General features: G+C 69.3%; 24 protein-coding genes, 1 other RNA gene and 1 pseudogene. 12 read left to right on the top strand and 14 right to left on the bottom strand.

Translation table 11 applies throughout. The features are described from left to right. Positions 1 to 148: 148 nt before the first annotated feature. The 7 genes from KLK06_RS14065 to KLK06_RS14035 form a co-directional block, all read right to left on the bottom strand. Positions 149 to 2,803 (bottom strand): fumarate reductase/succinate dehydrogenase flavoprotein subunit, encoded by a 2,655-nt coding sequence (locus KLK06_RS14065; protein WP_214635865.1) that lies wholly within the window; start codon positions 2,801 to 2,803, stop codon positions 149 to 151. Continuing rightward, a complete protein-coding gene (locus KLK06_RS14060; RefSeq protein WP_214635864.1) occupies positions 2,803 to 3,516 on the bottom strand; it encodes an ABC transporter ATP-binding protein in 714 nt (237 codons plus the stop codon). Before KLK06_RS14060 ends, KLK06_RS14065 begins: the two co-directional genes overlap by 1 nt. Beyond that, positions 3,513 to 4,394, bottom strand: coding sequence for an ABC transporter permease (locus KLK06_RS14055; RefSeq protein ID WP_214635863.1), 882 nt, complete (start codon positions 4,392 to 4,394; stop codon positions 3,513 to 3,515). Before KLK06_RS14055 ends, KLK06_RS14060 begins: the two co-directional genes overlap by 4 nt. Then, complete coding sequence (locus KLK06_RS14050; protein ID WP_308168234.1) at positions 4,391 to 5,791, bottom strand: ABC transporter substrate-binding protein; 1,401 nt, start codon at positions 5,789 to 5,791, stop codon at positions 4,391 to 4,393. The genes KLK06_RS14055 and KLK06_RS14050 overlap by 4 nt, the downstream gene beginning before the upstream one ends. An 11-nt stretch (positions 5,792 to 5,802) precedes the next feature. Continuing rightward, complete coding sequence (locus KLK06_RS14045; protein WP_214635861.1) at positions 5,803 to 6,030, bottom strand: ferredoxin family protein; 228 nt, start codon at positions 6,028 to 6,030, stop codon at positions 5,803 to 5,805. Continuing rightward, on the bottom strand, positions 6,021 to 6,797 hold the full coding sequence (locus tag KLK06_RS14040; RefSeq protein ID WP_214635860.1) for a GntR family transcriptional regulator: 777 nt from the start codon (positions 6,795 to 6,797) through the stop codon (positions 6,021 to 6,023). Before KLK06_RS14040 ends, KLK06_RS14045 begins: the two co-directional genes overlap by 10 nt. Positions 6,798 to 7,069: 272 nt before the next feature. Next, complete coding sequence (locus KLK06_RS14035; protein WP_214635859.1) at positions 7,070 to 7,594, bottom strand: DUF5946 family protein; 525 nt, start codon at positions 7,592 to 7,594, stop codon at positions 7,070 to 7,072. Positions 7,595 to 7,771: 177 nt separating this feature from the next. Here KLK06_RS14035 and KLK06_RS14030 point away from each other — a divergent pair, with 177 nt between their 5' ends. Both KLK06_RS14030 and KLK06_RS14025 read left to right on the top strand, forming a co-directional pair. Beyond that, a complete protein-coding gene (locus tag KLK06_RS14030) occupies positions 7,772 to 7,969 on the top strand; it encodes a DUF397 domain-containing protein (RefSeq protein ID WP_214635858.1) in 198 nt (65 codons plus the stop codon). A gap of 88 nt (positions 7,970 to 8,057) precedes the next feature. After that, the gene (locus tag KLK06_RS14025) at positions 8,058 to 8,561 is read left to right on the top strand and encodes a class I SAM-dependent methyltransferase (protein ID WP_214635857.1); all 504 of its coding nucleotides are present in this window, start codon (positions 8,058 to 8,060) and stop codon (positions 8,559 to 8,561) included. A gap of 119 nt (positions 8,562 to 8,680) precedes the next feature. Here the strand turns inward: KLK06_RS14025 and KLK06_RS14020 are convergent, their stop codons facing one another. Beyond that, complete coding sequence (locus KLK06_RS14020) at positions 8,681 to 9,289, bottom strand: TetR/AcrR family transcriptional regulator (RefSeq protein ID WP_214635856.1); 609 nt, start codon at positions 9,287 to 9,289, stop codon at positions 8,681 to 8,683. A gap of 150 nt (positions 9,290 to 9,439) precedes the next feature. Between KLK06_RS14020 and KLK06_RS14015 the strand changes: the two genes are divergently transcribed. Next, the gene (locus KLK06_RS14015; protein WP_214635855.1) at positions 9,440 to 10,153 is read left to right on the top strand and encodes an SDR family NAD(P)-dependent oxidoreductase; all 714 of its coding nucleotides are present in this window, start codon (positions 9,440 to 9,442) and stop codon (positions 10,151 to 10,153) included. Between the two features lie 121 nt (positions 10,154 to 10,274). Then, a complete protein-coding gene (locus tag KLK06_RS14010; protein ID WP_214635854.1) occupies positions 10,275 to 10,703 on the top strand; it encodes an MmcQ/YjbR family DNA-binding protein in 429 nt (142 codons plus the stop codon). Positions 10,704 to 11,071: 368 nt separating this feature from the next. Here KLK06_RS14010 and KLK06_RS14005 read toward each other — a convergent pair whose 3' ends face one another. Next, a complete protein-coding gene (locus tag KLK06_RS14005; RefSeq protein WP_214635853.1) occupies positions 11,072 to 11,758 on the bottom strand; it encodes an alpha/beta fold hydrolase in 687 nt (228 codons plus the stop codon). A 2-nt stretch (positions 11,759 to 11,760) separates the two neighbouring features. Further along, positions 11,761 to 12,561 (bottom strand): DinB family protein, encoded by an 801-nt coding sequence (locus tag KLK06_RS14000; protein WP_214635852.1) that lies wholly within the window; start codon positions 12,559 to 12,561, stop codon positions 11,761 to 11,763. 70 nt (positions 12,562 to 12,631) lie between these two features. On the opposite strand from KLK06_RS14000, the gene KLK06_RS13995 reads away from it, so the two are divergent. From KLK06_RS13995 to KLK06_RS63050, 4 genes and pseudogenes are all read left to right on the top strand, one after another. Next, the gene (locus tag KLK06_RS13995) at positions 12,632 to 13,591 is read left to right on the top strand and encodes a YafY family protein (protein ID WP_214635851.1); all 960 of its coding nucleotides are present in this window, start codon (positions 12,632 to 12,634) and stop codon (positions 13,589 to 13,591) included. Between the two features lie 502 nt (positions 13,592 to 14,093). After that, the gene (locus KLK06_RS13990) at positions 14,094 to 14,627 is read left to right on the top strand and encodes a hypothetical protein (protein ID WP_214635850.1); all 534 of its coding nucleotides are present in this window, start codon (positions 14,094 to 14,096) and stop codon (positions 14,625 to 14,627) included. Between the two features lie 26 nt (positions 14,628 to 14,653). Further along, positions 14,654 to 14,992, top strand: coding sequence for a YafY family protein (locus KLK06_RS59840; RefSeq protein WP_250905367.1), 339 nt, complete (start codon positions 14,654 to 14,656; stop codon positions 14,990 to 14,992). Beyond that, a pseudogene (locus KLK06_RS63050) lies at positions 14,928 to 15,397 on the top strand (helix-turn-helix transcriptional regulator). Before KLK06_RS59840 ends, KLK06_RS63050 begins: the two are co-directional and overlap by 65 nt. Positions 15,398 to 15,466: 69 nt before the next feature. Here KLK06_RS63050 and rnpB read toward each other — a convergent pair. The 4 genes from rnpB to KLK06_RS13965 all read right to left on the bottom strand — a co-directional run bounded on the left by rnpB (position 15,467) and on the right by KLK06_RS13965 (position 18,680). After that, positions 15,467 to 15,862, bottom strand: an RNA gene (gene rnpB / locus KLK06_RS13980) — RNase P RNA component class A. Between the two features lie 81 nt (positions 15,863 to 15,943). Beyond that, positions 15,944 to 17,131, bottom strand: a complete 1,188-nt coding sequence (locus tag KLK06_RS13975; RefSeq protein WP_308168233.1) for a bifunctional RNase H/acid phosphatase — start codon at positions 17,129 to 17,131, stop codon at positions 15,944 to 15,946. Further along, on the bottom strand, positions 17,128 to 17,868 hold the full coding sequence (locus KLK06_RS13970) for a zinc ribbon domain-containing protein (RefSeq protein WP_214635848.1): 741 nt from the start codon (positions 17,866 to 17,868) through the stop codon (positions 17,128 to 17,130). Before KLK06_RS13970 ends, KLK06_RS13975 begins: the two co-directional genes overlap by 4 nt. 2 nt (positions 17,869 to 17,870) lie before the next feature. Further along, positions 17,871 to 18,680 (bottom strand): Nif3-like dinuclear metal center hexameric protein, encoded by an 810-nt coding sequence (locus KLK06_RS13965; protein WP_308168232.1) that lies wholly within the window; start codon positions 18,678 to 18,680, stop codon positions 17,871 to 17,873. A gap of 105 nt (positions 18,681 to 18,785) precedes the next feature. Between KLK06_RS13965 and KLK06_RS13960 the strand changes: the two genes are divergently transcribed. From KLK06_RS13960 to KLK06_RS13945, 4 genes are all read left to right on the top strand, one after another. Next, positions 18,786 to 20,225 carry an NAD(P)/FAD-dependent oxidoreductase gene (locus tag KLK06_RS13960; protein ID WP_214635847.1) on the top strand — a complete coding sequence of 480 codons (1,440 nt, stop codon included), beginning with the start codon at positions 18,786 to 18,788 and terminating at the stop codon, positions 20,223 to 20,225. Positions 20,226 to 20,245: 20 nt separating this feature from the next. Continuing rightward, positions 20,246 to 21,274: a dipeptidase gene (locus KLK06_RS13955; RefSeq protein ID WP_214635846.1), complete on the top strand. Its 1,029-nt coding sequence runs from the start codon at positions 20,246 to 20,248 to the stop codon at positions 21,272 to 21,274. Between the two features lie 23 nt (positions 21,275 to 21,297). Beyond that, entirely contained in the window at positions 21,298 to 22,080 is a 783-nt protein-coding gene (locus KLK06_RS13950; protein WP_214635845.1) for a GNAT family N-acetyltransferase, read from the top strand. Between the two features lie 69 nt (positions 22,081 to 22,149). Next, a complete protein-coding gene (locus KLK06_RS13945; protein ID WP_214635844.1) occupies positions 22,150 to 23,580 on the top strand; it encodes an Nramp family divalent metal transporter in 1,431 nt (476 codons plus the stop codon). The last annotated feature ends 23 nt before the right edge of the window (positions 23,581 to 23,603 follow it).

Below are 23,603 nucleotides of genomic sequence, written 5' to 3'. Positions count from 1 at the left end.
ATGGCGGCACGCTTGACGGGCGAGCCTTGTCGCACCGGTCTCCGCACAGTCGTCCCCCTACCCCGGCTCTGGCATTTCTCGTGCGCTCACTATGTGAGGCGTTCCATGCCGTTCCACGCGGGGAGACGAGGCCGCCGCCTGTTGGCGTTCAGCCGGCCAGGGCCTTTCTGGCGTAGGAGCGGACGTCGGCGTCGGAGTCCGCCAGCGCGGCCCGCAAGGCGTCCGCCACCTCCGTGGCGGCGGACCACGGCGTGAGCGCGAGCACGGCGGCCTTGCGCACGTCGAGGTTGGGGTCCGCCAGCGCTCCGACGAGCGGCTGCCGCGCCGTGGCCGGGTCCGCCGCGGCGAGGCAGCGCGCCGCCCCCACCCGCACCTGCCAGTCCTGATCGCCCAGCCCCCGGATGGCCTCGGCCTCCAGTGGCGTTCCCACCTCGCCCGACGACTCCAGAGCGGCGGCCCTGACCAGCGGGTCGGCGTCGCCCGCGAGAGCCGCCAGCGCGGCCGACGGCTTGCCGATGAGGCCCAGCCCCTTGGCCGCCCAGACGCGTACCTCTCTGGAGGGGTCCGTCGCGGCGGTGGCCACCGGGTCGGCCTCGTCGAGGGAGACCAGGCCGCGGATCGCCGCGATCCGTACCCGGTGGTCCGGGTCGGCCAGCGCCGCCTGGAACGTCCCGGTGTCGCCGAGCCGCATCGCGCGCAGCACGTCCAGCCCGGTGGCCCGGACCAGGGCGTCCCCGCCGGACAGGCACGCGGTCACGGCCGCGCCGAGTTCGGGCGTGGCGGGCAGCACCTCGACCAGCTCCTTGAGGCCGGTGGCCGCCGCCCGGCGCACGGTGCCGTGCTCGTCGGCGAGGGCGCCGGCCAGGGCCAGGCCGGTCCCCTCCGGCACCGTCTCGGTGAGGGTGGCGATGGCCGCCCGGCGTACCTTCGGGTCGGCGTCGGCGAGGTAGGGGGCCAGCCGCGCCACCGACGGCTGCTCCTCGGCGAGGCGGTGCAGCTCGAGGATGCGCGGCGAGCGGCCTACCGCGGCGCGGGCCTCCCGGCGCACCTCGTGGCGGCGCACCGCGGTCACGGTCCGGGCGCCCAGCACCACCGGCTCGGCGGCGACCGGCGAGAACTCCTCGACCGGCACCAGGTACGGCTCCACGGGGCGCTTGACGAACTCCATGGCCCCGTCGCGCCGGCGGAGATTGAGGTGGAACAGCCACCCTTCGTCGTCGCGTCCGGGCTGGTCGGCCCGCTCGTGGTAGAGGCCCCACCGGCTCTCGGTACGGGTGAGCGAGGCGCGGGCCGCCATCTCGGCGCAGTCGCGGATGAAGTCGACCTCGGCGCAGCGCATGAGCTCGTGCGGGGTACGCGCGCCCATCGAGGCGATCTCGTCGCGCATCCGCTCGAAGGACTCCAGCGCGATCTCGAGCTTGGCACCGGTCTTGGGCGGGGCGACGTAGTCGTTGACGAAGCGACGCAGCTTGTACTCCACCTGCTGCTGCGGCGGCCCGTCCGGGTTGCGCAGGGGCCGGTAGACCAGCTCGTGCGCGGCGGCGATCTGGTCCGCCGGCAGCGCCCCGCCGCCCTGGTGGTGCTCGGCCGCGTGGGCGCCGGCCAGGTCGCCGAAGACGAAGGCGCCGATCATGTAGTTGTGCGGGACGCAGGCCAGGTCGCCGGCCGCGTACAGGCCGGGCACCGTGGTCGCGCCGTGCTCGTCCACCCACACGCCCGACGCCGAGTGCCCGCCGCACAGGCCGATCTCCGAGATGTGCATCTCCACGTCGTGGCTGCGGTAGTCGTGCCCGCGCCCGGCGTGGAACGTGCCACGGGTGGGGCGTTCGGTGGTGTGCAGGATGTTCTCGATCTCCGTGACCGTCTCGTCGGGCAGATGGGAGAGCTTGAGGTAGATCGGCCCCCGGGCGGAGGCGATCTCGGCGGACACCTCGGACATCATCTGGCCTGACCAGTAGTCGGAGTCGACGAACCGCTCCCCCTTGTTGTTGACCTGGTAGCCGCCGAACGGGTTGGCCACGTACGCGCAGGCCGGCCCGTTGTAGTCCTTGATCAACGGGTTGATCTGGAAGCACTCGATGCCGCTGAGCTCGGCCCCGGCGTGGTAGGCCATGGCGTAGCCGTCGCCGGCGTTGGTCGGGTTCTCGTACGTGCCGTACAGGTAGCCGCTGGCGGGCAGGCCGAGCCGGCCGCAGGCGCCGGTCGCGAGGATCACGGCTCCGGCGCTCACCGTGACGAAACGCCCGGAACGCGTGTCGAACCCGGCCACGCCGACCGCCCGGCCCTCCGAGGTGAGCACTCTGACCGGCATGACGCGGTTCTCGATGCGGAGCCTCTCGCGGATGTCGCGACGCCGCAGCACCCGGTAGAGGACCTTCTTGACGTCCTTGCCCTCCGGCATGGGGAGCACGTAGCTGCCCGAGCGGTGGACCCTGCGGACCGCGTACTCGCCGTGCTCGTCCTTCTCGAACTTCACCCCGTAGCTTTCCAGGCGGCGGACCATGTCGTAGCCCCTGGTCGCGGTCTGGTAGATCGTCTTCTGGTTGACGACGCCGTCGTTGGCCCGGGTGATCTCGGCGACGTAGTCCTCGGGGGTGGCCTTGCCGGGGATGACGGCGTTGTTGACGCCGTCCATGCCCATGGCGAGCGCGCCGCTGTGCCGTACGTGGGCCTTCTCCAGCAGCAGCACCCGCGCGCCCTGTTCCGCGGCGGTGATCGCGGCCATCGTGCCCGCGGTGCCTCCGCCGACGACGAGCACCTCGCACTCCAGGCGCAGGGCGTCCTCGATCGAGGGGATGTCCATCACAACTCCTTGAGGATCTGGGCGCGCAGCCCGGCTCTGTCGGCGCCGGGGTCGCGGGGTCCTGGCACGTCGGTCACCGCGCGGACGCCGCCGCGGCCGAGCACCACCACGCGGTCGGCGAGCAGGAGCGCCTCGTCCACGTCGTGGGTGACGAAGATGACCGTCGCCCTGGTGTCTTCGAGCACGTCGAGCAGGAGCGCCTGCATCTCGGCGCGGGTCTGGGCGTCGAGCGCGCCGAACGGCTCGTCCATCAGCACCGCGCGGGGCGCTCCCGCCAGGGCGCGGGCGAGCTGCACGCGCTGCCGCATGCCGCCCGACAGCTCGCGCGGCAGCCTGTCCTCGTGCCCGGCCAGGCCGACGCGGGCGATCCAGGCCCGCGCGGCGGTCCGCCGCTCGCGCCTGGGCAGCTTGCGGATGCGCAGCGGCAGCTCCACGTTGCCCAGGACCGTCCGCCACGGCAGCAGCGCGTCGTCCTGGAAGACCATCGCGCGATCCTGCGAGGTGGCCACGATCTCCTCGCCGTCCGCGACGATCCTTCCTCCGTACGGCCGCAGCAGCCCGGCCAGCGCGCGCAGCAGCGTGGACTTGCCCGAGCCCGACGCGCCGACGACGACCAGCACCTCGCCGGGGCGGACCGCCAGATCGAGCTCGCTCAGGACCGGGTCTCGGGCGTACCCCAGCGACAGGGACTCCAGAGTGAGACCGAGGGTCACGACTTGCTCCCTTCCGCCCGGGGCAGCCAGCGCGTCATCCGTCGCCCGACCAGCTCGACGGCGGCCGAGGTGAGCCAGCCGAGCAGGCCGATGGTGATCATCCCGACGAAGACGGCCGGGTAGTCGACGATCGTGTACGACATCCAGGTCCGGTAGCCGACCCCGAACTCTCCGGAGATCATCTCCGCCGAGATGACGCAGATCCAGGCCACGCCCATGCCGACGGAGAGCCCGCCGAACACACCGGGCAGGATGCCGGGCAGCACCACGTTCCAGAGCACGTGGCGCCGGCCGCCGCCGAGCGTCCTGACCGCGTCCTCCCAGAGCGTGGGCAGCGCCCGCACGGCGTGCCGCGTGCTCACCATGACCGGGAAGAAGGCGGCGGTGAACGTGATGAACACGATGCCCTGCTCGTCGGTGGGGAACAGCAGGATCGCCACCGGCACCAGCGCGATCGCCGGAATGGGACGGACGGCTTCGAGCAGCGGCAGCAGCGCGTCCCCCGTCCCGCGTGACCTGGCGACCAGCAGGCCCACGGTGATCCCGGCGACCGCGGCCAGGCCGAATCCGGACAGGATCCTGATCAGGCTCTGCAGGAGGTCGAGGTAGTACACGGGGCTGGAGAGCTGCCCGGCGAACCGCGCGGCGATCTCGTCGAGCGTGGGCAGCCGGTCGAACCTGAGCCAGAGACGCGCGTCGGTGACCGTGAGGAGCTGCCACAGGGCGGCCACGGCCAGGAGCGAGGCCGCCCTGACCGCCCACCGCCGCCCCTTCCCCGCACCGCCCCGGGCCCGGCTCCGCACGGGAGGCGCGGCCGTGGGCGCGGCCGTCCAGGACGTCGTGCCGGCGGCCGTGCCGGCTTCCGTCTCCGTGGTCATCGGGCGTCACCTCCCGCAGCGGCCGCCTTCACCGCGGCGTCATAGGCGATGGGCTCGGTCTTCGGGTGCTCCTTGCGGTAGGCGTCGGCCCCTTCCTCGGTGGTGAAGGGCAGGAACCTGGCGCGCGCTGCGGCGGCCGGATCCCGCAGCCAGACGGACTTGTCGGCGAACCACCTGGTCCCGGTGACGGTGTCAGGCACGTAGGCCGCCCGCACCGGCTGTTTCGCGGCGGCCACCTGCCGGAGCAGGCAGGTCGGCGTGGCGGCGGCCAGGGTCTCGCTCTCCCCGTTCAGCCACAGCTCCGAGGCGGTCTTGGGATCGTCGACGGCCACGCCGCAGGCGGTGTCGTTCCCCGTGACCGGGGCGGGGTTCACGGTCGAGGCCCGGTCCGCGTCGTACGCCGGCCCATACGCCTTGCGGAGGTAGGCGTCGTTGACGAAGGAGGCGACGTTCACCCCGGAGAAGTCGGCGCTGATCCGCTTGAGGTAGGCCACGTCATGCTCGTGTGCCGCCTGAAGGGACTGCTTCAGCGTGACGTCGAAGGTGGCGATGCCGCCACGGCCGTTGTACAGGTAGACGACCTCGGGCGGCAGTCCCGTGGCGCGGGCCACCGACTCCGCGGCCTGCAGCGGGTGCTCGTGCAGGTAGCGGGTGGCGTCGATCTGCGCCTTGAGGAAGGCGTCCACGATCTCCGGGTGCTCCTTGGCGTACGCCTGGCGTACCACCACGCCGTGGAAGGTCGGCACGTTCAGAGCCGAGCCGTCGTAGACCAGCCGGCCCTTGTTCTGGAAGGCCAGCAGCCCCGGCCAGGCCACGAACTGCGCGTACGCCTGCACGCCGCCCGACTCGAGCTGGGCCGCGCCGACCGCGGGCTGGTGGTTGACCGTCTCGACGTCGGTGATTCCCGCCTTCTCCAGCGCCTGGACCAGCGTGCCGTGCCCGGCCGAGCCGACGCTGGCCGAGATCTTGGCGCCCTTGAGGTCGGCCAGGGTTCGCGCCTTCGACGCGGGCGGGACGACGACCATGTTCAGCCCGCCGCGCGCGTTGTAGCCGGTGATGGAGACCAACTCGGTACGGGCCGCCGGGATCGACTGGGTGCGGGAGGCGTTGATCAGCAGCGGATAGTCACCCATCGAGCCGATGTCGATCTTCCCGGCGACCATCTTGGCGGTGATGGGGGCGCCGGTGTCGTAGTCCTGCCACTCGACGGCGTACTTGCCGCCGAGCCGCTTCTCGAGGTAGCCGAGCGAGCGCAGCAGGGTTCCGGCCGTGACGGTGTTGATGGTCTTGGACTGGTAGCCGACGACGAGCTTCGTCTTCCCCTCGCCGCCCGTGGCGCCGGAGACCGAGCAGGCGGTGGCGGCCAGCAGGAGCACCGCCATCAGGACCTTGCGCACAGCGCTCTCCTTCATCTCAGCAGGTACGGCATGTTGATGGTGACCGCGTCCACGGGGCACCTGGCCGCGCAGGGGCCGCAGTACCAGCACTCGTCGACGTGCATGTACGCCTTGCCGGTCTCGTCGCTGATCGCCAGGGAGTCGAGCGGGCACGCCTCGACGCACAGCGTGCAGCCGTCGATGCACAGGGATTCGTCGATCGTCACGGGGACCTCGACGCGCTGGGTGATCAGGGCCATGCCTGCTCCTTGTTCTCGGGTCGGCTGTCGTCGGTGCGGCGCAGATGGCCGCGCATCGTCAGCCGGTCGCCTCTGAAACGGATGAACTCCAGGTCCACCGGCCTGCTGTCGGCCAGATGGGTGAGCCGCTCGACCATCAGCAGCGCGGCTCCGCGCGGCGTGCCGAGCGCGGCGGCGGTGTGCGGGTCGGCGTTGACGGCTTCGAGCGTGAGCTCGGCCATGCCGAGCGGCTGCCCGGAAATCTGTTCGAGCAGCACGAAGATGTCGTTGTTCGCCAGGTCCGCGTCGAACAACGGCTCGCCGACGTCTCGTACGAGATAGGTGAGGTCGAGTGAGAGGGGCAGGCCGTTCAGGCTGCGGAGCCGTTCCAGGTAGACGACCTGCTCACCGGGCGCGAGCCCGAGCCGGTGGCTGACCGGAGCGGGCGGCTCTATGAGGGTCATCGTGCGGACCTGGTTGGTCACCTGACCGTGCTCGTGCAGGGTCTCGGCCAGACCGAGCAGGCGATGCAGCCCGTGCGGGTACTTCTCGGCCACCACGGTGGTGCCCACGCCCGGGCTCCGCTCGACCAGGCCCTCCTCGCGCAGCAGGTCGAGCGCCTCCCGGACGGTGTTGCGCGAGGTGTCGAACTCGCGGGCGAGCACCGCCTCCAGCGGTAGCTGCCCATGAGGGAAGCCGCCGTGGATGATCTGTCTTCTCAACAGGTCGGCCACCTGCCGAGCACGATCCGCCCGGCACCGCCGATCGTCGAGCATCACCCGTTTCATGGCGCCAAACCTACTAAACGAGTAGGGAAAACGGGATAACGGGGAGATTGCGCCACCCCATGCGAGCCAAAACACCGGCCTGAGCTGCGCGAATACTCGGAACAAGGCAAGATCTGCCACCTGTGCCGCGAGGTCCGGCCACTGATCCGCGGGCCGGGCGGCAGGGCGCCGCCGACGGGCCCACTTGGATGGCGGGCGGCAGCTACCTGGTCGCGGATCTCCGTCAATGATCTCGGGTCACGTTGTCCGACACCCACGCCCGGCCAGGCTCATCACCTGAAGCCCGGGAGACGACCCTCCGGCTTTGACAGGGTCCGGGTGTTCCACCCGCGGATCGTGGCGTGGTGTGGCGCCCAGGCCCGCCACACGTCGCGGCCCCAGGCCCAGACCAGTCGCTCATGCTCGGCGGCGTCACGGGCGGCGAGCACGTCGACGGCGGTCATCAGGCCGTGCAGCGGCGGTGGCCGCAGCCAGTGGAAGTAGTCCGGACGGTCGGCCATCATCTGCTTGTGCAGGGCCGCGCCCTCGCGCGGGTCGGCGTCGTCCTCGACGAACAGGCACAGCGTCATCAAGCACAGGGCCACGCCCTGGACCGCCCGTCGGCTGTCGCCGCCGGGGTGCTGCGCGATGTAGGAGTCCACGACGAGCTGATGGACGTGGCGATACTCGGCGATGCCGTACGAGCGTGCCAGCAACTCGCCGTAGCGCCCCCAGCACTCGGCCGACGCCCCGCGCTCGTCAGGGAACGGCCCACCGGTGGCCGGGGCCACCAGCCCGCACCCGGGACAGCTGGTCATCGGGACACACACCACCCGCTCCTGATCCGATGTTGTCAGTTCGGACTCACCGACGCAGGCGCATATCACGACGGACCATGACATCGTCGCCTCGATTTGGCAGCGCTATGAGGCGATACGGCTATGGGCTTATCCTGAGCGCGTATCCCTCAAAATGATCGAGGAAACGAGACGCGCATGGACCTGAGCGCCGCCGTATGGCGGAAGTCATCGCGCTCTTCGGGCAACGGCGGCCAGTGCGTTGAAGTCGCCATGAACCTTCCCGGAGTGGTCGCCGTCCGCGACAGCAAAGACCCGAACGGCCCCAAACTGCTCTTCACCCCCACCGACTGGAAGACGTTCGTCAACAGCCTCAAAGCTGGTGACTTGCTGTAGATCGTTCGCTGGATGGGCAGGGCAACCTAACCCGGGGAACGCTTGAGGGACCGGGATTGCGGCACTAGGGCTCCGAACAGAGGAATGCGTGCCGAGCGTCTATGACAGCGAACGGCTGGCGTCGGGCTACGCCTTCGACCGTCCTCCGGTGCATCAGCAGATCCTCAAGTCGGTTCACCTTAGGCGTCCGGTCAGGCGAGCACTGGATGTCGGCTGCGGTGCCAGCGTGTCCACTGCTGCGCTCGCACCATTGTCCGAGTGCGTAGTCGGCCTGGAGCCGGTCCCAGCGATGCTGGTGCACCGACGATCCGTCGCGCCATCCGCTCGATTCGTCATCGGCGCAGCGGAGGAACTGCCGTTCGCCGCATCGTCGTTCGACCTGGTCGCCGCCGCCGGCTCGCTGAACCACACCGAACTTTCGTCGGCTCTTGCCGAGGTAGCCCGCGTCCTGACTCCGGACGGGGTCTTCCTCCTGTACGACTTCTCGAAAGGCCGGTCCTCGCTGACAGGTGACGCATTGGCGGCGTGGTTCAAGTCGTTCGAGCAGCGGTTTCCATCGCGCTTGTGGAGGTCTTCCGGAGCGGGGAGGTGACCGTGGTTTTCCGAGGGTATCTAGCCACGCTGGCCCCGACCGGCAGCGGTTGAACGCCAGTGCTGTGACCGGGTCAGGCCGATGAATTTGGCGCTGTCGGGCCACGGTTTCTGGGCTGGTTAGCCACGCACGGTTGCCAGGCACTCGTCGTACAGGTCCATGATGTCGCCCTTGCCGTCATTGTCGACCCACGTCATCGATGCGGCATCCAGGCATGCGAACGCCGTCGCGATCACTGCGCGGGCCTTCGCGCCCACGCTGCCGGTAGCGGCGTCCATACGCGCCTCGATGAGCGGCAGCAGGTCCTCCTGGAATCGCAGGCGCTTTTCGAGCCAACCGGCGCGCAGCGAGGCGGTGTTGTGCAGGAGGCGGAACCGCTCCAGGGCCTGTTCGCGGCTGTCATGCAAGGCCAGTACGGCAGCGACCCCGGCGCGCAGGGCCTCCCAGACACCGACTTCGGCCGGCAGTTCGCTGATCGTGTCTGTCAGGACCTGCCCAAACCGGTCCTGGTTGCCGCCGAGAAGGTCCTCCTTGGTGCCGAAGTAGCGGAACAGGGTGCGCTGGGAGACACCGGCCTCTCGGGCGATCTGGGCGATGGTCGTCTCGTCGTAGCCCTGCTCGGTGAACAGCCGCAGAGCCGTCTCAAGGATCTCTCGGGAGGCCAGTTGCCGTGCCCGGTCCCACAGTGTGGCCGGTGCACCGCTCGCCGTCTCGGCTTCCTGCTTCATGTGCCCAGGTTATCTCAGTACTGCCAGAGTGACGCTCGCATGCGATTTGGCAGTCGCTGCCAAGCAGTCGTACGCTGTCAAAAGATGACCGTCGCGGTACAGCCGCTGACCGATCCCCCTACCTCCCAGAAGCACGCAAAGGAACGCATCATGTCTGCACCTGCAGCTTTGATCACCGGTGGAACCAGCGGCATCGGCAAGGCGACCGCCGAACTGCTCCACTCCCGCGGCTACCGCGTCATGGTCACCGGCCTCAGCAACCTCGCCAACACCGGACTTCCCGAAGACGTCACGGTCGTCCGGGCCGACGCACGGTCCCTGCCGGAGATTGACCATGCAATGGAGCAGGCACGCCGGCAATTCGGCTCCCTCGACCTGCTCTTCCTCAACGCGGGCGTCTCCCGACCCGGCCCGATCGAGTCAACCGACGAAGCCGCCTTCGACGCCCTGTTCGACGTCAACGTCAAGGGCAGCTTCTTCACCCTGCAAAAGGCGCTCCCGCTCCTCAACGAGGGCGCCTCGGTCGTGTTCACCGTGGGCGCCGCCGAAGGGCTCGGTGCCGCCATGACAGCCGCCAAGGGCGCTCTGGTTCCCCTCATGCGGTCCCTCGCGCTCGAACTCGCCCCCCGCCGCATCCGCGTCAACGCCGTCAGCCCAGGACTGATCAACACCCCTGCCTACAGCAAGATGGGCATCTCCCAGGAGATGATCGAGTCCTGGGCTCGGGACGTCCCGCTCGGCCGCGCCGGCGCTCCCGCCGATATCGCCGAAGCCGTGGCCTTCCTCGCCTCGGACGCCGCCAGCTACATCACCGGCGACAACCTCACCGTCTCGGGAGGTATCGGCGTTCACGCCGGCCTCTGACGAACAGTTCCGCACTCGTTTCCCGTCGGCCGAGGCCGACAGCATCATCGCCCGCCGGTAGCGCACCGCGTGCAGTGCGGCTTGGCCGGATGTTCCGCCGGGAGCCGCCTACGCTGGGGCTGTGTCTGATGAAAAGGGAAGCCGGCCCGCCCGCGTCGAGGACGTGCACGAGCTGGCTCTGGCCATGCCGCACGTCACCGTCGAGTACGGGACCGGCGACAATCCGGTCTACCAAGTGGGCGGGAAGTCGTTCGTCTTCTTCCGCAACCCACGGCCGGACGCGGTCGACCCTGACACCGGGGAGCGCCATGCGGATGTGATCGTCTTCTGGGTCGAGTCCGAGGCGGAAAAGCAGGCGCTGGTTCAGGACGAGGCGTCGCAGTTCTTCACCACCGCGCACTTCAACGGTCACCCGTCGGTGCTGCTGCGGGCCAGCCGGATCGGTGAGCTCACCCGGGACGAGCTGGCCGAGGTGGTCCAGGACGCGTGGCTGTCCCGCGCATCAGCGCGCAGAGCGGCAGACTGGCTCCGCGCGCATCCCCCGGCTTGATCCTCCTTGTCCTGCCACGAACGGCATGAGCGAGCGAAATCTGGGATGCGGAAGAGCGTGGTAGCGGACGCTCACACCGGATCGACCACCCTGCTCACGATCCATGCGTGCTTGCTGACCTGCCGACCGCGGGTGAAGCGCGGCATGAGCGCGATCTGTCCGGACCCGGTCCTCCTTGACCGCGCGACGGCTGATCCCCTTCTGGCCGCGCTCCGGGTGGTAACCCATGCACCAGCACCCACCGAAGATCCCGTTGTTGCGCTCGACAAGCTCCGCGAAGGCAGCCCACGTAGAGGCGTCCAGGGGGCGGACCGTGTACGACATCCTTGCGTCCTTTCGCGCGCGCCGCCCCCGGCTGTGGCGCCGTGTCAGGCCTCGGCAGCCGCTGCGGCCAGGAGCCGGGCGAGTTCGACCGGCTTGCTGACCATCGGCCAATGGCCCGAGTCGATGTCGACGAGGTCAAGATGCTTGGCCCTGGCGAGCTCGGGCAGGTCGCCGGCGTCGATCCACTCCTGAACCTGGGCAGGGGTGAATTCTGGGCACACGAGTACGACCGGGATGTCGAACCTTCGTTCGTCCGTCAGACGCACCACGCCCTTGGCCACTCCCTCGGGGACCGGGATCGCAGCGGACGCGAAGATTCGCTTGGCCTCCTCATCAAGGTCGGCAGAGTCCGGCCCCTCGAACGGGCCCCAGCCGGGGAAGGGCATGACGCCATCCTTCAGCTCGAAGAAGTCGGCGTAAGGCTCGCCGTCGGCGGCCGGGAAGCCGCCAATGAGGGCGATTTTCGCGACCTGCTCCGGTCGAGCGTCAGCGGCCAGCCAAGCCAGGGTGCAGGCGGCGGAATGCCCCACCACCATGGGCTTTTCGGGCGCTGAGTCCACGGCGGCGAGCACCGCTGCCACCTGGTCATCGAGCGTGGCGGACGCGGATCCGTCACCCTGGCCCGGCAGGGTGACGGGCACGGGGCGGTGGCCGAGTGGCTCAAGTGCGGAAACGACGTCGTCCCATGCGGATCCGTCGAGCCACAGGCCGCCAATGAGCAGGATGTCCATGATCAGTTCTCTTTCTCCAGTGCGGTCAGATCACGTTCGGCATAGAGCCGGTGTTCCCATTCCTCGTTGAGGACGATGCGGAGACATTCCTTGACGGGGAAGCTCTCCATCCGGGGCCAGCCGGGCTCGGTGCGAGTCACCTCAGAGGCGAGGTGCTCGTCGGTGAGTGACGCCATGACGTGGCGGACCATCGCCTGGCGTTCGCGTCGGACCGTGAGCACCTCATCGAGCGAGGGTCGTGCCTCGCGGTCCCACGGGATACCGTCCCACCCGGGCGCATCGTCCCACGGCAGGTCCCACGGGTGCCACGGCGAGAGGTTGCCGAGGATCATCCGGCCCACCCAGGCAGCGCCGGCGAAGTTGAGGTGCCGCAGGGTCTGGATGAAGGACCACTCGTCATCCACGCTGCGGTGGAGCGTCGCTTCGGGGAATGTACTCGCCCGCGCGACGGTGTCCTCCCACAGCCGCTCCAGGATCGCCCACGCCTCACGGAATCCATCGGGGTCGTCGGGGCGCATTTTCCCCCGTTCGGGCATGCGGCGATTCAGCTCGGCCTCGACGAGCGGTGCGATGTCGACGCCGTTCACCACGACGTTCTTCAACTCGCCGCTGATCTCGACGTCGACCAGCTCGACGCCGCGCAGGCGGCTCGCGTTGAACAGGGCGCCGCGTATCCGCGCGCCGGTGAAGTCGACCGCTCGCATGCGGGCGTCGTTGAGGTGCACCTGGCTGAAGGCGGCGCCCCGGAGGCTCACGCGCTCGAAGCGTGCTCCTGCGAGGTCCTGCTCGCGGAACTCGGTCATGGACCTCACGCTAGGGCCAATTCCGGACAATCTACTTCCGGTTTATCTCGTGACCACCTAACCTGCTCGTGTGCCGACCGATCTCAGCCCCACCGCACGAGCTCTGCGTACCATCGAGATCCTCCAAGCCCGCCCCGGCGTGACGGCCGACGAACTCGCCGCGAGTTTGGGTGTCACGGAGCGGGCCGCGCGCCGGTACGTCGGAATCCTCCGAGAGGCGGGCATTCCCGTCGAGTCAGCCCGCGGGCCCTACGGCGGGTACCGGCTCGGGCGGGGGACGAGGCTGCCTCCGGTCGTCTTCACGGAGGCCGAGGCACTTCATCTGGTCATGGCGGTGCTCGACGGCCAACCTGCGGCCGACGTCGACGACCTCGTCGGTACTGCCCTGGGCAAGGTCATCCGGGCACTGCCCGAGAGCGTCGGCCGGCAGGCGGCCGCGCTGCGAGAGCATGCGTCGGCTGCGCCCGACCGGCACTCGGCCCGTCCAGATCCCGCCACCACCAGCGCACTCGTCTCTGCCATCGCGAGCCGACGCCGCGTGCTGATCACGTATCGAAGCGAGTCCGGCAACGAATGGGCGGCCGAGGTGGATCCTTGGGCGGTCGTCGCCCGCTACGGACGCTGGTACCTCCTGTGTCACTCCCATCGCGCGGACGCGATCCGCACCTACCGGGTCGACCGGGTCCACGCGGTCCAGCGGACCGCGCACAAGTTCGAGCCGCCCGACGGCCTCGACCCGGTGGCAGCGCTGGAGGAGAACCTGGGCACGGGGTGGGAGTTCCCCACCCATGTTGTGTTCGACGCCCCTCTGGCTGAGGTGGCCCCGTGGATCCGGCCTCCCATGGGACGGCTTGAATCATCAGGAGACGGGTGCGTCCTCGTCGGCAGCACGAGCAATCCGGCCATGTATGCGCAGGAGTGGTTGGCGAGCGTGCCGTTCCCCTTCCGCGTCGAAGGCGGGCAGGAACTCCGCGCCGCGGTCGCGACGCTCGCGGCCCGTTTCGCCGCCGCCCTGGCGGACAACCCATGACAGGCCCGGACGCTATCCCATTGCGGAGTGTAAGAAGCCGGCGATCGTGAGAGCGGTGGCGACGCCGACCGCGGACGAGCCGGCAGATGATCCAGCCATCGTCCCCGCGAGCAGAGACGCAAAGAGAATGACCACCCATCTCTGAGGGAGCGGTTGCTTGCCCTTCTCCTGCTCCATCACTTCCGGCTCGTGACGCCTTCCGAGTATTCTCTTCACAGCGGATTCCCTTCGCATGAGCGTATCGAGGACCCGCGAGAGCGGCCTTTCTGCTACAGACAGAAGGGCCGCTCGCCTTGCGAGCGACCCTTTATGCCGCACCTGCGCGTACCTCGAGAATTCCACAAGATCCTTTTAGCGCCAAGATGCGATTACTGCTCCAAGCGCGCTTCTTTCCACCAGAGGGGGAGAGAGCACATCTCCAGGTGGGGAATATTTCTCCCCACAACCCCGCACCCCGCGTGCATATTGAAGAAGTTCTTGCGATCTCTGCACTCTTTACCGGATGCTGCATCGCGTGGAAGAAATCGCACACGAACTCGCCAAGATCCTCATCCCGAACATCACCATCGGCGCAGACGAAGGCTCAAAGGAGTATGAAGCCCGCCTGAAGGCATTACGAGAGCAGCGACGCACGATCACGGCGGACCTGATGATGGCGGCACGTGCCTCCACCTCAGAAGATCCCGTCCTCGCAAAGCTCGACGAGCTCGCTGCGCAAAAAAGGGATATACAGCAACAGATGCGGCTGATAGTCGCATACGCCAGGGAGTTCGTTCGGCCAGAGCCTTACAGGCTGAGGGCGTTAGCCGAGGCCGCTGATATGTCTATTTCTGGCACCCGCACCGCGTACACGTCCGCAGATGTGGCTACTATATCAACGCGAATCGGCCGCAAAGATACAAAAGGGACCACATACCCTGCCCGCTCGAAGCCCTCTTCCGTTCGCCGCCCACCGGAATTCGACGGCGAGCAATGGTGGGCGCCTTCTGGTTCGGCTCCAACAGCCAACGACGACGGGATCGTACCCGCCTCCTAGTTTCGAACCCTTGATCCCTTTGATATGTGAGCGTTGACCTGCAACGTCTTTTCCTTCGAGGCGAAGGCGTCGACAACGCGAGACCGGATTGGCGCGGGATGTGCGCGGCGTCCCTGCGGGCGCTGGCGAAGCTGGAGCAGGTGTTGCCGTCCCGGCTGCGGCGCCGGGTCAGCACCCTGCAGACCTACACGGTGCCGGTTCCCCGCGATGACGCCGGTCCCCGTGTCGACCCGTCAATCCTGACCGCCCTGGCCGCGGCCTGCCGCGAACGCGTACAGCTCCGGTTGGACTACCGCGACCATGAGGGTACGGCCACTGTGCGCACCGTCGAGCCGTACCGGCTGGTCAACTGGGGCCGCCGCTGACCTGCTGGCATGGGACGTCGAGCGGGACGACTGGCGTACCTTCCGCGCCGACCGGATACGGCCTCGCACCCCGACCGGCCCCCGCTTCACACCGCGCGACCTGCCCGACGACGACGTCGCCGCATACTGTCACGCCGGGTATCCGCCGCCGCCTGGCGCTATCGGGCACGGGTCACCGTGCACGCGCCGGCCGAGGTCGTCGCCGACCTGATCAGCCCGGCGGTCGGCACGGTCGAGCGCGTCGACGAACACACCTGCGTCCTGCACACCGGCGCGGACACCATCGAGACCCTCGGCGTCTATCTGGGCCTGCTCGGCGCGGACTTCCACGTCACAGGGCCGCCGGAACTCCTCACGCACCTGCACCGTCTCGCCGACCGGTACACGCGGGCGACTCACAGCTGAACCAGCATGCCCACGTGCCGTACATGCTCAGAGATGGTGATCTCCTTGCCGGGCAGGAGCGAAGAGTGTGAGACGAGCCGGCCTGTAGGCCGGGTTCTGTCCTTCGTCGGAACGAAGGGGCGACCATCCATCTAGGGCCGCCGTTGCCGGCGGCCTCAAGCGGTCTACCCGCGCGGCTCGGGCGGGCAGCCCTCGAACGTCGCGCGCGGGACGCTCCGGAGAGCGTCCCTTCTTGACCTTGCTCCGGGTGGGGTTTACCTAGCCGCCCACGTCGCCGTGGGCGCTGGTGGTCTCTTACACCACCGTTTCACCCTTACCGCCCGAAAGATCGGGAGGCGGTTTGCTTTCTGTGGCACTGTCCCGCGGGTCGCCCCGGGTCGGCGTTACCGACCACCCTGCCCTGTGGAGCCCGGACCTTCCTCGGCGGGCCCGCGAAGGGCCCGACGCGGTCGCCCGGCCGGCTCGTCTAGCTGGAAGTTTACCAAACCCCCGTAGATCTTCCGCCGATCTACAGGTCTGAGGGATCAGCGACGTTCCGGCGGGAGGTCAGCGAAGGTGGGAGGTGTCGTTGAAGGACTTCACCACGGACTGGCCGTCGGCGTAGTGCTCGATCAGCGACAGGCACGCCAGATCCAGGTGCATGCGGTACAACGTCACCGGAGGCGCCATCAGCGCGAACCGCAGCAGCGTCTTGATGGGCGTCACGTGCGACACGATGAGCACCGTCCGGCCTTCATACCGCTCGACCAGGCGCTCCTCCGCTCGCCGGATGCGCTGGGCCACGGCCTCGAAGCTCTCGCCGTCGGGGGGTGCGGTGTTCGGGTCGGCGAGCCAGGCGGCGAGTTCGGCGGGCCAGCCGCGCTGGACCTCCGTGAACGTGTGGCCTTCCCAGGCGCCGAAATCGGCCTCTCTGAGGTCGTCGTCCACTTCCACGCCGAGCCCCGTGCGCTGGGCGACCGCCTCCGCGGTCTGCCTGGCGCGCTTGAGGGGGGAGCTGACGATCGCGTCCAGATGGTACGGCTCGCGGGACAGGCGCTCGGCGGCCGCGGCCGCCTGGGCCAGGCCGTTGGCGGTGAGTTCGGCGTCGCCCAGGCCGGAGAAGCGGCGTTCGACGGACAGCGGGGTCTCGCCGTGGCGCAGCAGGAGCAGGGACGTCGACACTCGGGTCGGTGGGCTCCAGCCGGTGCCGCTGTTCGGCTGGTTCCGCTGCTGGGCGGTGGCCAGGGAGGCGGAGGGGGCCGACACATCGGTCGGGGTGGATCGCGGGGAGGTGCGGGGCCCAGCCTGTACGGCCGAGCCGCCCGCCCGCCACGCCAGCCCCTTGGCCGCGGCGTCCATCGCCTCGTTGGCCAGCCGGTCCGCGTGCCCGTTCTGTTCGCGGGGGATCCAGGTCCACTCCGTCACCCGCAGCCGCCTGGCCAGTTTGCCGGCCTCCAGGGCGAGCGGGCGCAGGCCCTCGTTCTTGATCTTCCAGCGGCCGGCCATCTGCTCGACGACCAGTTTGGAGTCCATGCGTACCGCCACCGGGGCCCCCTCGCCCCCCAGGTCGAGCACCGCCGTCAGCCCGGCGATCAGCCCGCGGTATTCGGCCACGTTGTTGGTCGTGACGCCGATCGCCTCCGCCGCCTCCGCCAGCACCTGGCGGTCGGCGGCGTCCATGACCACGGCACCGTAGCCGGCGGGCCCGGGGTTGCCGCGCGAGCCGCCGTCCGCTTCGACGATGTAGGAGGTCACAGGCCGGACTCGGGAGTACGTACGAGAATGCGGCGGCATTCGTCGCAACGCAGCACCTCGTCGTGCGGCGCGGCCTTGATGCGGTTCATCTCGGCGATCGACAGGGCCACCTTGCAGCCCTGGCACCGGCCGCCCCTGAGCATGGCGGCGCCGACACCGTACTGATCCTTGAGCTTGGTGTAGAGCGCGAGCAGGTCGGCGGGGATCTCGCCGGCGATGCCGGCGCGCTGGGACTGGGCCTCGCCCGCCTCCTTGTCGATGTCGCCGAGCAGGACGTCGCGGCGGTCTTCGGCGGCGGAGCGGGTGGCGGCGATCTCGTCGCGCTGCGCGACCAGGTCGATGACCTTGGTGTCGGCCGCCTCACGGCGTTCCATGATCTCCAGCACGATCTCTTCGAGGTCGCCCTGGCGCTTCTGCAGGGAGGCGATCTCGGACTGGAGGCTCGCCAGGTCCCTCGGCGAGCTCACGCTGCCGGAGTCGAGCCGCTTCTGGTCGCGGTCGGCGCGGCTGCGGACGGCGTCGACGTCGTTCTCGGCCTTGGTCTGGTCGCGGGCCAGGTCGCCGGCCTGGGTCTCGGCCTCGATCACGTCGGTGGCGAGCTTGGCGTATCGCTTCGACTGTTCGTCGATCTCCACCAGCTCAGGCAGGGTGCGGCGGCGGTGCGCCAGCCGGTCGACCACGGAGTCCAGGTCAGCCAGGTCGAGCAGTCGCTTCTGGGCTTCAGGGGCTGCTTTCATGATCAATATCCTCTTGTCCAAGCATCGGTGACCGTGGCGGAGACACGCGTCTCAACGGTAACGCCACTCGAACCCAGGATGGACGCGGCGCTGTCGAGCCATGGCCACTCGGTGGCCCAATGCGCGGCGTCGATCAGCGCCGGCCCGCCCTGCTCGACGAACTCGCTGGCCGGGTGGTGTCTCAGGTCCGCGGTGAGGAACACGTCCACCCCCGCGGCGCGCGCCGTACCGAGGAGGGAGTCGCCCGCTCCCCCGCTGACGGCGACGCGGGCGACGCGACGGGACAGGGCGCCCGCCACGCGGATGCCGTGCGCGGTCTCCGGCAGCCCGGCGACGGCCCGCTCGGCGAACTCCCCCAGCGTCATCTCCGACGGCAGGTCACCGATGCGGCCGAGCCCGCGCGACGGGTCGTCGGGGAACGGGCGCAGCGGCACCAGATCGCCGGTCAGGCCGACGGCGCGGGCCAGGGCGTCGGAGACGCCGGGGTTCGCCACGTCGGCGTTGGTGTGGGCGGTATAGAGGGCGATGTCGTTCTTTATCAGCTTGTGGAGGAGGCGGCCCTTGGGTGTGGTCGCGGCGACGCTGGTGGTGCCGCGCAGGTAGAGGGGATGGTGGGTGACGATCAGGTCGGCGCCCCACTCGACGGCCTCCTCGGCGACGGCCGCCACCGGGTCGACCGCGAACAGCACCCGCCGCACCTCCTGCGCCGGGTCTCCGCAGACCAGGCCCACCGCGTCCCAGGACTCGGCCCGGGCGGGCGGGTAGGCCGCCTCGAGCTCCTCGATCACATCCGCCAGCGTTGCTCCAGCCACCTGCGCAGACTACCGGCCGCCCGGCCCGGGTACGTGAGCGGCGAAGGGTGTCGTCCGAACGAGGTTCGGCGTACCGTAAGTGGATCCTGACACGCGGAGGACGCCATGGCACCCAGGGTCGCGATCATCGGAGCGGGTTTCGGCGGCTTGTGCATGGCGATCCAGCTCGAACGGGCCGGGATCCGCTCCTACACGGTCTTCGAGAAGGCGGCCGATCTGGGCGGCACCTGGCGCGACAACAGCTACCCGGGCGCGGGCTGCGACATCCCGTCGCACCTCTACTCCTATTCCTTCGAAAAGTACGCGAGTTGGACCCGCCGCTACCCGGAACAACCCGAAATTCTCGCCTATTTAGCGCACTGCGCTGATAAATACGGCGTCAGGCGGAAAATCCGTTTCAGCAGTGAGGTCGAGCGGGCCGTCTTCGACGGCTCCCACTGGCAGGTCAGCACGGCCGGCGCCACCGAGACCTTCGACGTCGTCGTCATGGGCGTCGGCCAGCTCAACCGCCCCCGCCTGCCCGACATCCCGGGAATGGACGACTTCGCGGGCACGTCCTTCCACTCCGCCCGCTGGAACCACGACCACGATCTCACCGGCAGGCGGGTCGCGGTGATCGGCAACGGCTCGTCGGCCGCCCAGCTCATACCGCGCGTCGCCGCCGAGGCCGAGCACCTGACCGTGTTCCAGCGCACCCCCAACTGGGTGATCCCCAAGCCCGACGCCGCCTTCGGCCCCCTGACCAGGCTCGCGTTCCACTTCGTCCCCGGCCTCCAGCGCGCCTACCGCGAGTGGATCTACCGGTACGCCGAAGGCACCCTCTACCCCGCCCTGGCGCAGGGCTGGAGCGTCGGCCTGCTCAAGAAGCGGGCTCTGGACCACCTACGCGACCAGGTCCCCGACCCGGCCCTGCGCGCCAGGCTCACCCCCGGCTACCCGCCGGGCTGCAAGCGGGTCGTCATCGACAGCGCCTTCTATCCCGCCCTGACCAGGCCGAACGTGGACGTGGTGACGGACCGGATCGTCCGGATCACGCCGAAGGGCATCCAGACCACCGAGGGACCGTACGAGGTGGACACGATCGTCTACGCCACCGGGTTCAAGAGCACGGAGTTCCTCGCGCCGATGGAGGTCACGGGACGGAGCGGCCAGTCGCTGCGGGAGCGGTGGAAGGGCGGGGCGGAGGCGTACCTGGGCATCGCGGTGCCGGACTTCCCGAACCTGTTCCTGCTGTACGGGCCGAACACCAATCTGGGCCACAACTCGATCATCTTCATGATCGAATGCCAGGTGAACCACATCATGTCCTGCCTGCCGTACCTGTCGGAGAAGGGGCCGATCGAAGTGCGGCCCGAGGTGATGGCGGCGTGGAGCAGGCAGCTCGACGCGGCGATGGCGCGGATGGTGTGGGGCAACGGCTGCCAGAGCTGGTACAAGACGGCCGACGGCCGCGTCACGAACAACTGGCCCGGCCGCACGACGCTCTACCGCCGGCTGACGGCCCGGCCTCCGCTCTCCGCCTACCGTCCGACCGGCTCCCCTTAGCCGGCGGTACGGTCCCAAGCATGACATTCCCCCTGCACCAGCGTGCTGTCGTGGCCGACACCCACAACGACCTGCTGATGGCGGTCTCCGCCCGGCCGCCCGCGCGGTGGGCCTCGTTCTTCCGTGAGCGATGGCTGCGCCAGCTCGCGGCGGGCGGCGTGAACCTCCAGGTGCTGCCGGTCTTCATCGACGACCAGTACCGCCCCGAGGGCGCCCTGCGGCAGACACTGCGCATGATCGAGTGCGCGCACGTGCTCGCGGAGGGCAACGCGGACCGGGTGCGGATCTGCCTCGACGGCCCGGACATCGACCGGGCTCTCGGCGACGGCGTGATCGCGCTGGTCATCGCGCTGGAGAGCATGCCGGGGCTCGACGCGAGCGTGGAGCTGATCTCGACCGTCCACCGGCTGGGCGTGCGGGTGGCCTCGATCGCGCACTGGGGGCGCACGCCGCTGGCCGACGGCAGCGGCGAGGACGCCACCGGCGGCGGCCTGACCTCGCACGGCGTCGAGGCCCTGCGCGAGATGGAACGGCTCGGCATCGTCTTCGACATCTCCCACCTGAGCGCGCCGGGTGTCGCGCACGTGCTGGAACTGGCCGCCAAGCCGGTCATGGCGACCCACTCCTCGGCCCGCGCGCTGCGCGACCATCACCGCAACCTCACCGACGACCAGTTGCGCGGCGTGGCGGCGACCGGCGGCGTGGTGTGCGTGAACTTCTTCGCGCCGTTCCTCACCGACCGCGCGGCGGACATCTCGCTCGACCGCCTGCTCGACCACATCGAGCACGTCGCGGGCGTCGCCGGGATCGACCACGTCGGGCTCGGCCCCGACTTCATCCGCGAGGTCATGGACGAGCTGACGCCGCCCTGCTGCGAGGGCGACCTCATCGAGGGCCTCGACCCGAAGTCCGCGATCCCCGGCCTGGAGGGCCCATCGGGGCTGCCCATGGTCACCGAGGGCCTGCTCAAGCGCGGCCTGCCGGAGGAGGACGTCACGAAGATCATCGGTGGCAACGTGCACCGGTTCCTCACGGAACGGCTGGTCTGACAGGTGGCGGGTAGGTAGACGCAATGACGAGTGCGGAAGCGGCCGCCGCCCGCGAGGCGGCCGAGAAGACCGGTGTGACGATCCGCGAACTTCGCGACATCCACGACTTCCAGGACGTCTACCGGCTGTACGACGACATCTGGCACCCCGACCCGCGCAACGCGCCCGTGCCGGTGGAGCTGATGATCGGCTTCGCGCACACGGGCGGCTACGTGGCCGGGGCGTACGAGGGCGACCGGCTGGTCGGGGCCTCGGTGGGCTTCCTCGCGGCGGAGCGGACGCTGCACTCGCACGTGACGGGGGCGGCGATCGGGCGCGGCATCGGCTACGCGCTCAAGCTGCACCAGCGGGCCTGGTGCGTGGAGCGCGGGCTGGTCAGGATCACCTGGACGTTCGACCCGCTCGTACGCAGGAACGCCCGGTTCAACCTGGCCAAGCTGGGCGCCCGGCCGGAGCGCTACCTGGAGGACTTCTACGGCGTCATGGCCGACGCGATCAACGAGGGCGACGCGTCCGACCGGCTGCTCGCGGTCTGGCGGCTGACGGAGCCGCCGCCGGAGCCGTCAGCCGGGCCGTACACGCGCGGGGTGGAAGTGAGCGGGGCGCGGCCGGTGATCGGCCCCGCGGACGGGCCGGTGGTGCTGGTCGGGACGCCGTGCGACATCGAGACGCTGCGCCGTGAGGACCCGGAGGCGGCCCGTGCGTGGCGGCTGGCGGTGCGGGAGGTGCTCGGCGGGCTGATGGGGTCGGGCGGGCGGGTCACAGGTTTTACCGATAATGGGGAATACGTGGTGGAGACGGGTTAACAGGCTATTCCACTCATGTTACTGATCTATGTAATGTGATGCTTACGCACGTCGAGCAAGGAGATCGGCATGGCGGAGTTCACCCCGACCGTTCCCGCACGAGTCCTCCCGCCCGTCACCGTCCGCGACCTGCCTGACCCCCCTCGAACGACCTGGCGCATCATCGGCCCCGGCCTGGTGGGCGCGGGGGTCGGACTGGCGTCCGGCGAGTTCATCCTCTGGCCGTACATCGCCTCCCAGGTCGGCCTGGTCTTCATCTGGGGCGCCGCGATCGGCATCATCACCCAGTGGTTCCTCAACATGGAGATCGAGCGCTACACGCTGGCCACCGGCGAGACCGCGCTGACCGGTTTCAGCAGGATGTGGAAGCACTGGGGCCTCGTTTTCGTCCTGATGACACTCGGCTCGAACCTGTGGCCCGGCTGGGTGACCACGTCGGCCACGATGATGACCTACCTGACCGGCACGGGCGAGGGCAGCGTGCGCTGGATCGCGATCGGCATGCTGCTGGTGATCGCGATCGGGCTGACGATGGCGCCCGTCATCTACGTCCTGCTGGAACGGGTGATCTTCGTGAAGATCGCCCTGGTGCTGATACTCGCGGTGGTCGCGATCCTGTTCGCCATCAACGCCGAGAGCTGGGTCGCGCTGGGCAAGGGCCTGACCGTCGGGGCGCGGTTCCCCGTGCCGCCGCTGGAGTTCGCGCTGCTGATGGGCGCGATCGCCTACGCGGGCGCGGGCGGCGGCCAGAACCTGTGCCAGAGCAACTGGATCCGCGACAAGGGCTTCGGCATGGGCCTGTACGTGCCGCGCCTGGTCAGCCCGGTCACCGGCCAGGAGGAGGCGGCCGCGTCGACGGGCTTCCAGTTCGCGCCGACCAAGGAGAACCTGGCCCGGTGGCGCCAGTGGTGGCGCTTCGCGAACATCGAGCAGGCGTCGACGTTCGCGCTGGTGTCGTTCCTGACGATCGCGCTGATGTCGATGCTCGCCTACTCCACGGTGTTCGGTAAGCCGGGGCTGGCCAACGGCATCGGGTTCCTCCAGGTCGAGGGGGAGGCGCTGAAGACGACGGTCGGACCGTGGTTCGGCGTGCTGTTCTGGGTGATCGGGGCGCTGTCGCTGTTCGCCTCGGCCATGGGCATCGTCGACTACACCTCCCGGCTCGCCTCCGACACGATCAAGACCGTCTACCTGCGGGACAGGGCCATGTCCGTGAACCGCGTGTACTTCATCGTGGTGTGGGCGATGGCCCTGATCGGCATCACGATCCTGCTGCTCGGGTTCGACCAGCCGCTGATCCTGCTGGTGTTCTCGGCCAGCTTCGCGGCGGTGATGATGTTCGTCTACTCGATCCTGCTGATCGTGCTCAACCGCGGGTCGCTGCCGGCGGCCATCAAGGTCAGGTCGTACCGGCTGGGCGCGCTCGTCTGGTCCATCGCCTTCTTCGGCACGCTCACCGTGCTGACGGTGATCCAGCAGGCGCAGAAACTGTTCGGTTGACCTCAACCGAGGTTGAGGTCACA

Source organism: Nonomuraea sp. NEAU-A123, assembly GCF_018603905.1.
Taxonomy (GTDB): Bacteria; Actinomycetota; Actinomycetes; order Streptosporangiales; family Streptosporangiaceae; genus Nonomuraea.
Note: the sequence above shows the minus strand (reverse complement) of the source record. Positions and strands in the feature narration are given on the sequence as shown.

Coding starts and splice junctions, on each gene's coding strand:
- KLK06_RS14065 (WP_214635865.1), bottom strand. CDS start 2,803: ATGGACATCCCCTCGATCGAGGACGCCCTGCGCCTGGAGTGCGAGGTG.
- KLK06_RS14055 (WP_214635863.1), bottom strand. CDS start 4,394: ATGACCACGGAGACGGAAGCCGGCACGGCCGCCGGCACGACGTCCTGG.
- KLK06_RS14045 (WP_214635861.1), bottom strand. CDS start 6,030: ATGGCCCTGATCACCCAGCGCGTCGAGGTCCCCGTGACGATCGACGAA.
- KLK06_RS14040 (WP_214635860.1), bottom strand. CDS start 6,797: ATGAAACGGGTGATGCTCGACGATCGGCGGTGCCGGGCGGATCGTGCT.
- KLK06_RS14035 (WP_214635859.1), bottom strand. CDS start 7,594: ATGACCAGCTGTCCCGGGTGCGGGCTGGTGGCCCCGGCCACCGGTGGG.
- KLK06_RS14030 (WP_214635858.1), top strand. CDS start 7,772: ATGGACCTGAGCGCCGCCGTATGGCGGAAGTCATCGCGCTCTTCGGGC.
- KLK06_RS14020 (WP_214635856.1), bottom strand. CDS start 9,289: ATGAAGCAGGAAGCCGAGACGGCGAGCGGTGCACCGGCCACACTGTGG.
- KLK06_RS14015 (WP_214635855.1), top strand. CDS start 9,440: ATGTCTGCACCTGCAGCTTTGATCACCGGTGGAACCAGCGGCATCGGC.
- KLK06_RS14005 (WP_214635853.1), bottom strand. CDS start 11,758: ATGGACATCCTGCTCATTGGCGGCCTGTGGCTCGACGGATCCGCATGG.
- KLK06_RS14000 (WP_214635852.1), bottom strand. CDS start 12,561: ATGACCGAGTTCCGCGAGCAGGACCTCGCAGGAGCACGCTTCGAGCGC.
- KLK06_RS13990 (WP_214635850.1), top strand. CDS start 14,094: ATGCTGCATCGCGTGGAAGAAATCGCACACGAACTCGCCAAGATCCTC.
- KLK06_RS13970 (WP_214635848.1), bottom strand. CDS start 17,868: ATGAAAGCAGCCCCTGAAGCCCAGAAGCGACTGCTCGACCTGGCTGAC.
- KLK06_RS13960 (WP_214635847.1), top strand. CDS start 18,786: ATGGCACCCAGGGTCGCGATCATCGGAGCGGGTTTCGGCGGCTTGTGC.
- KLK06_RS13955 (WP_214635846.1), top strand. CDS start 20,246: ATGACATTCCCCCTGCACCAGCGTGCTGTCGTGGCCGACACCCACAAC.
- KLK06_RS13950 (WP_214635845.1), top strand. CDS start 21,298: ATGACGAGTGCGGAAGCGGCCGCCGCCCGCGAGGCGGCCGAGAAGACC.
- KLK06_RS13945 (WP_214635844.1), top strand. CDS start 22,150: ATGGCGGAGTTCACCCCGACCGTTCCCGCACGAGTCCTCCCGCCCGTC.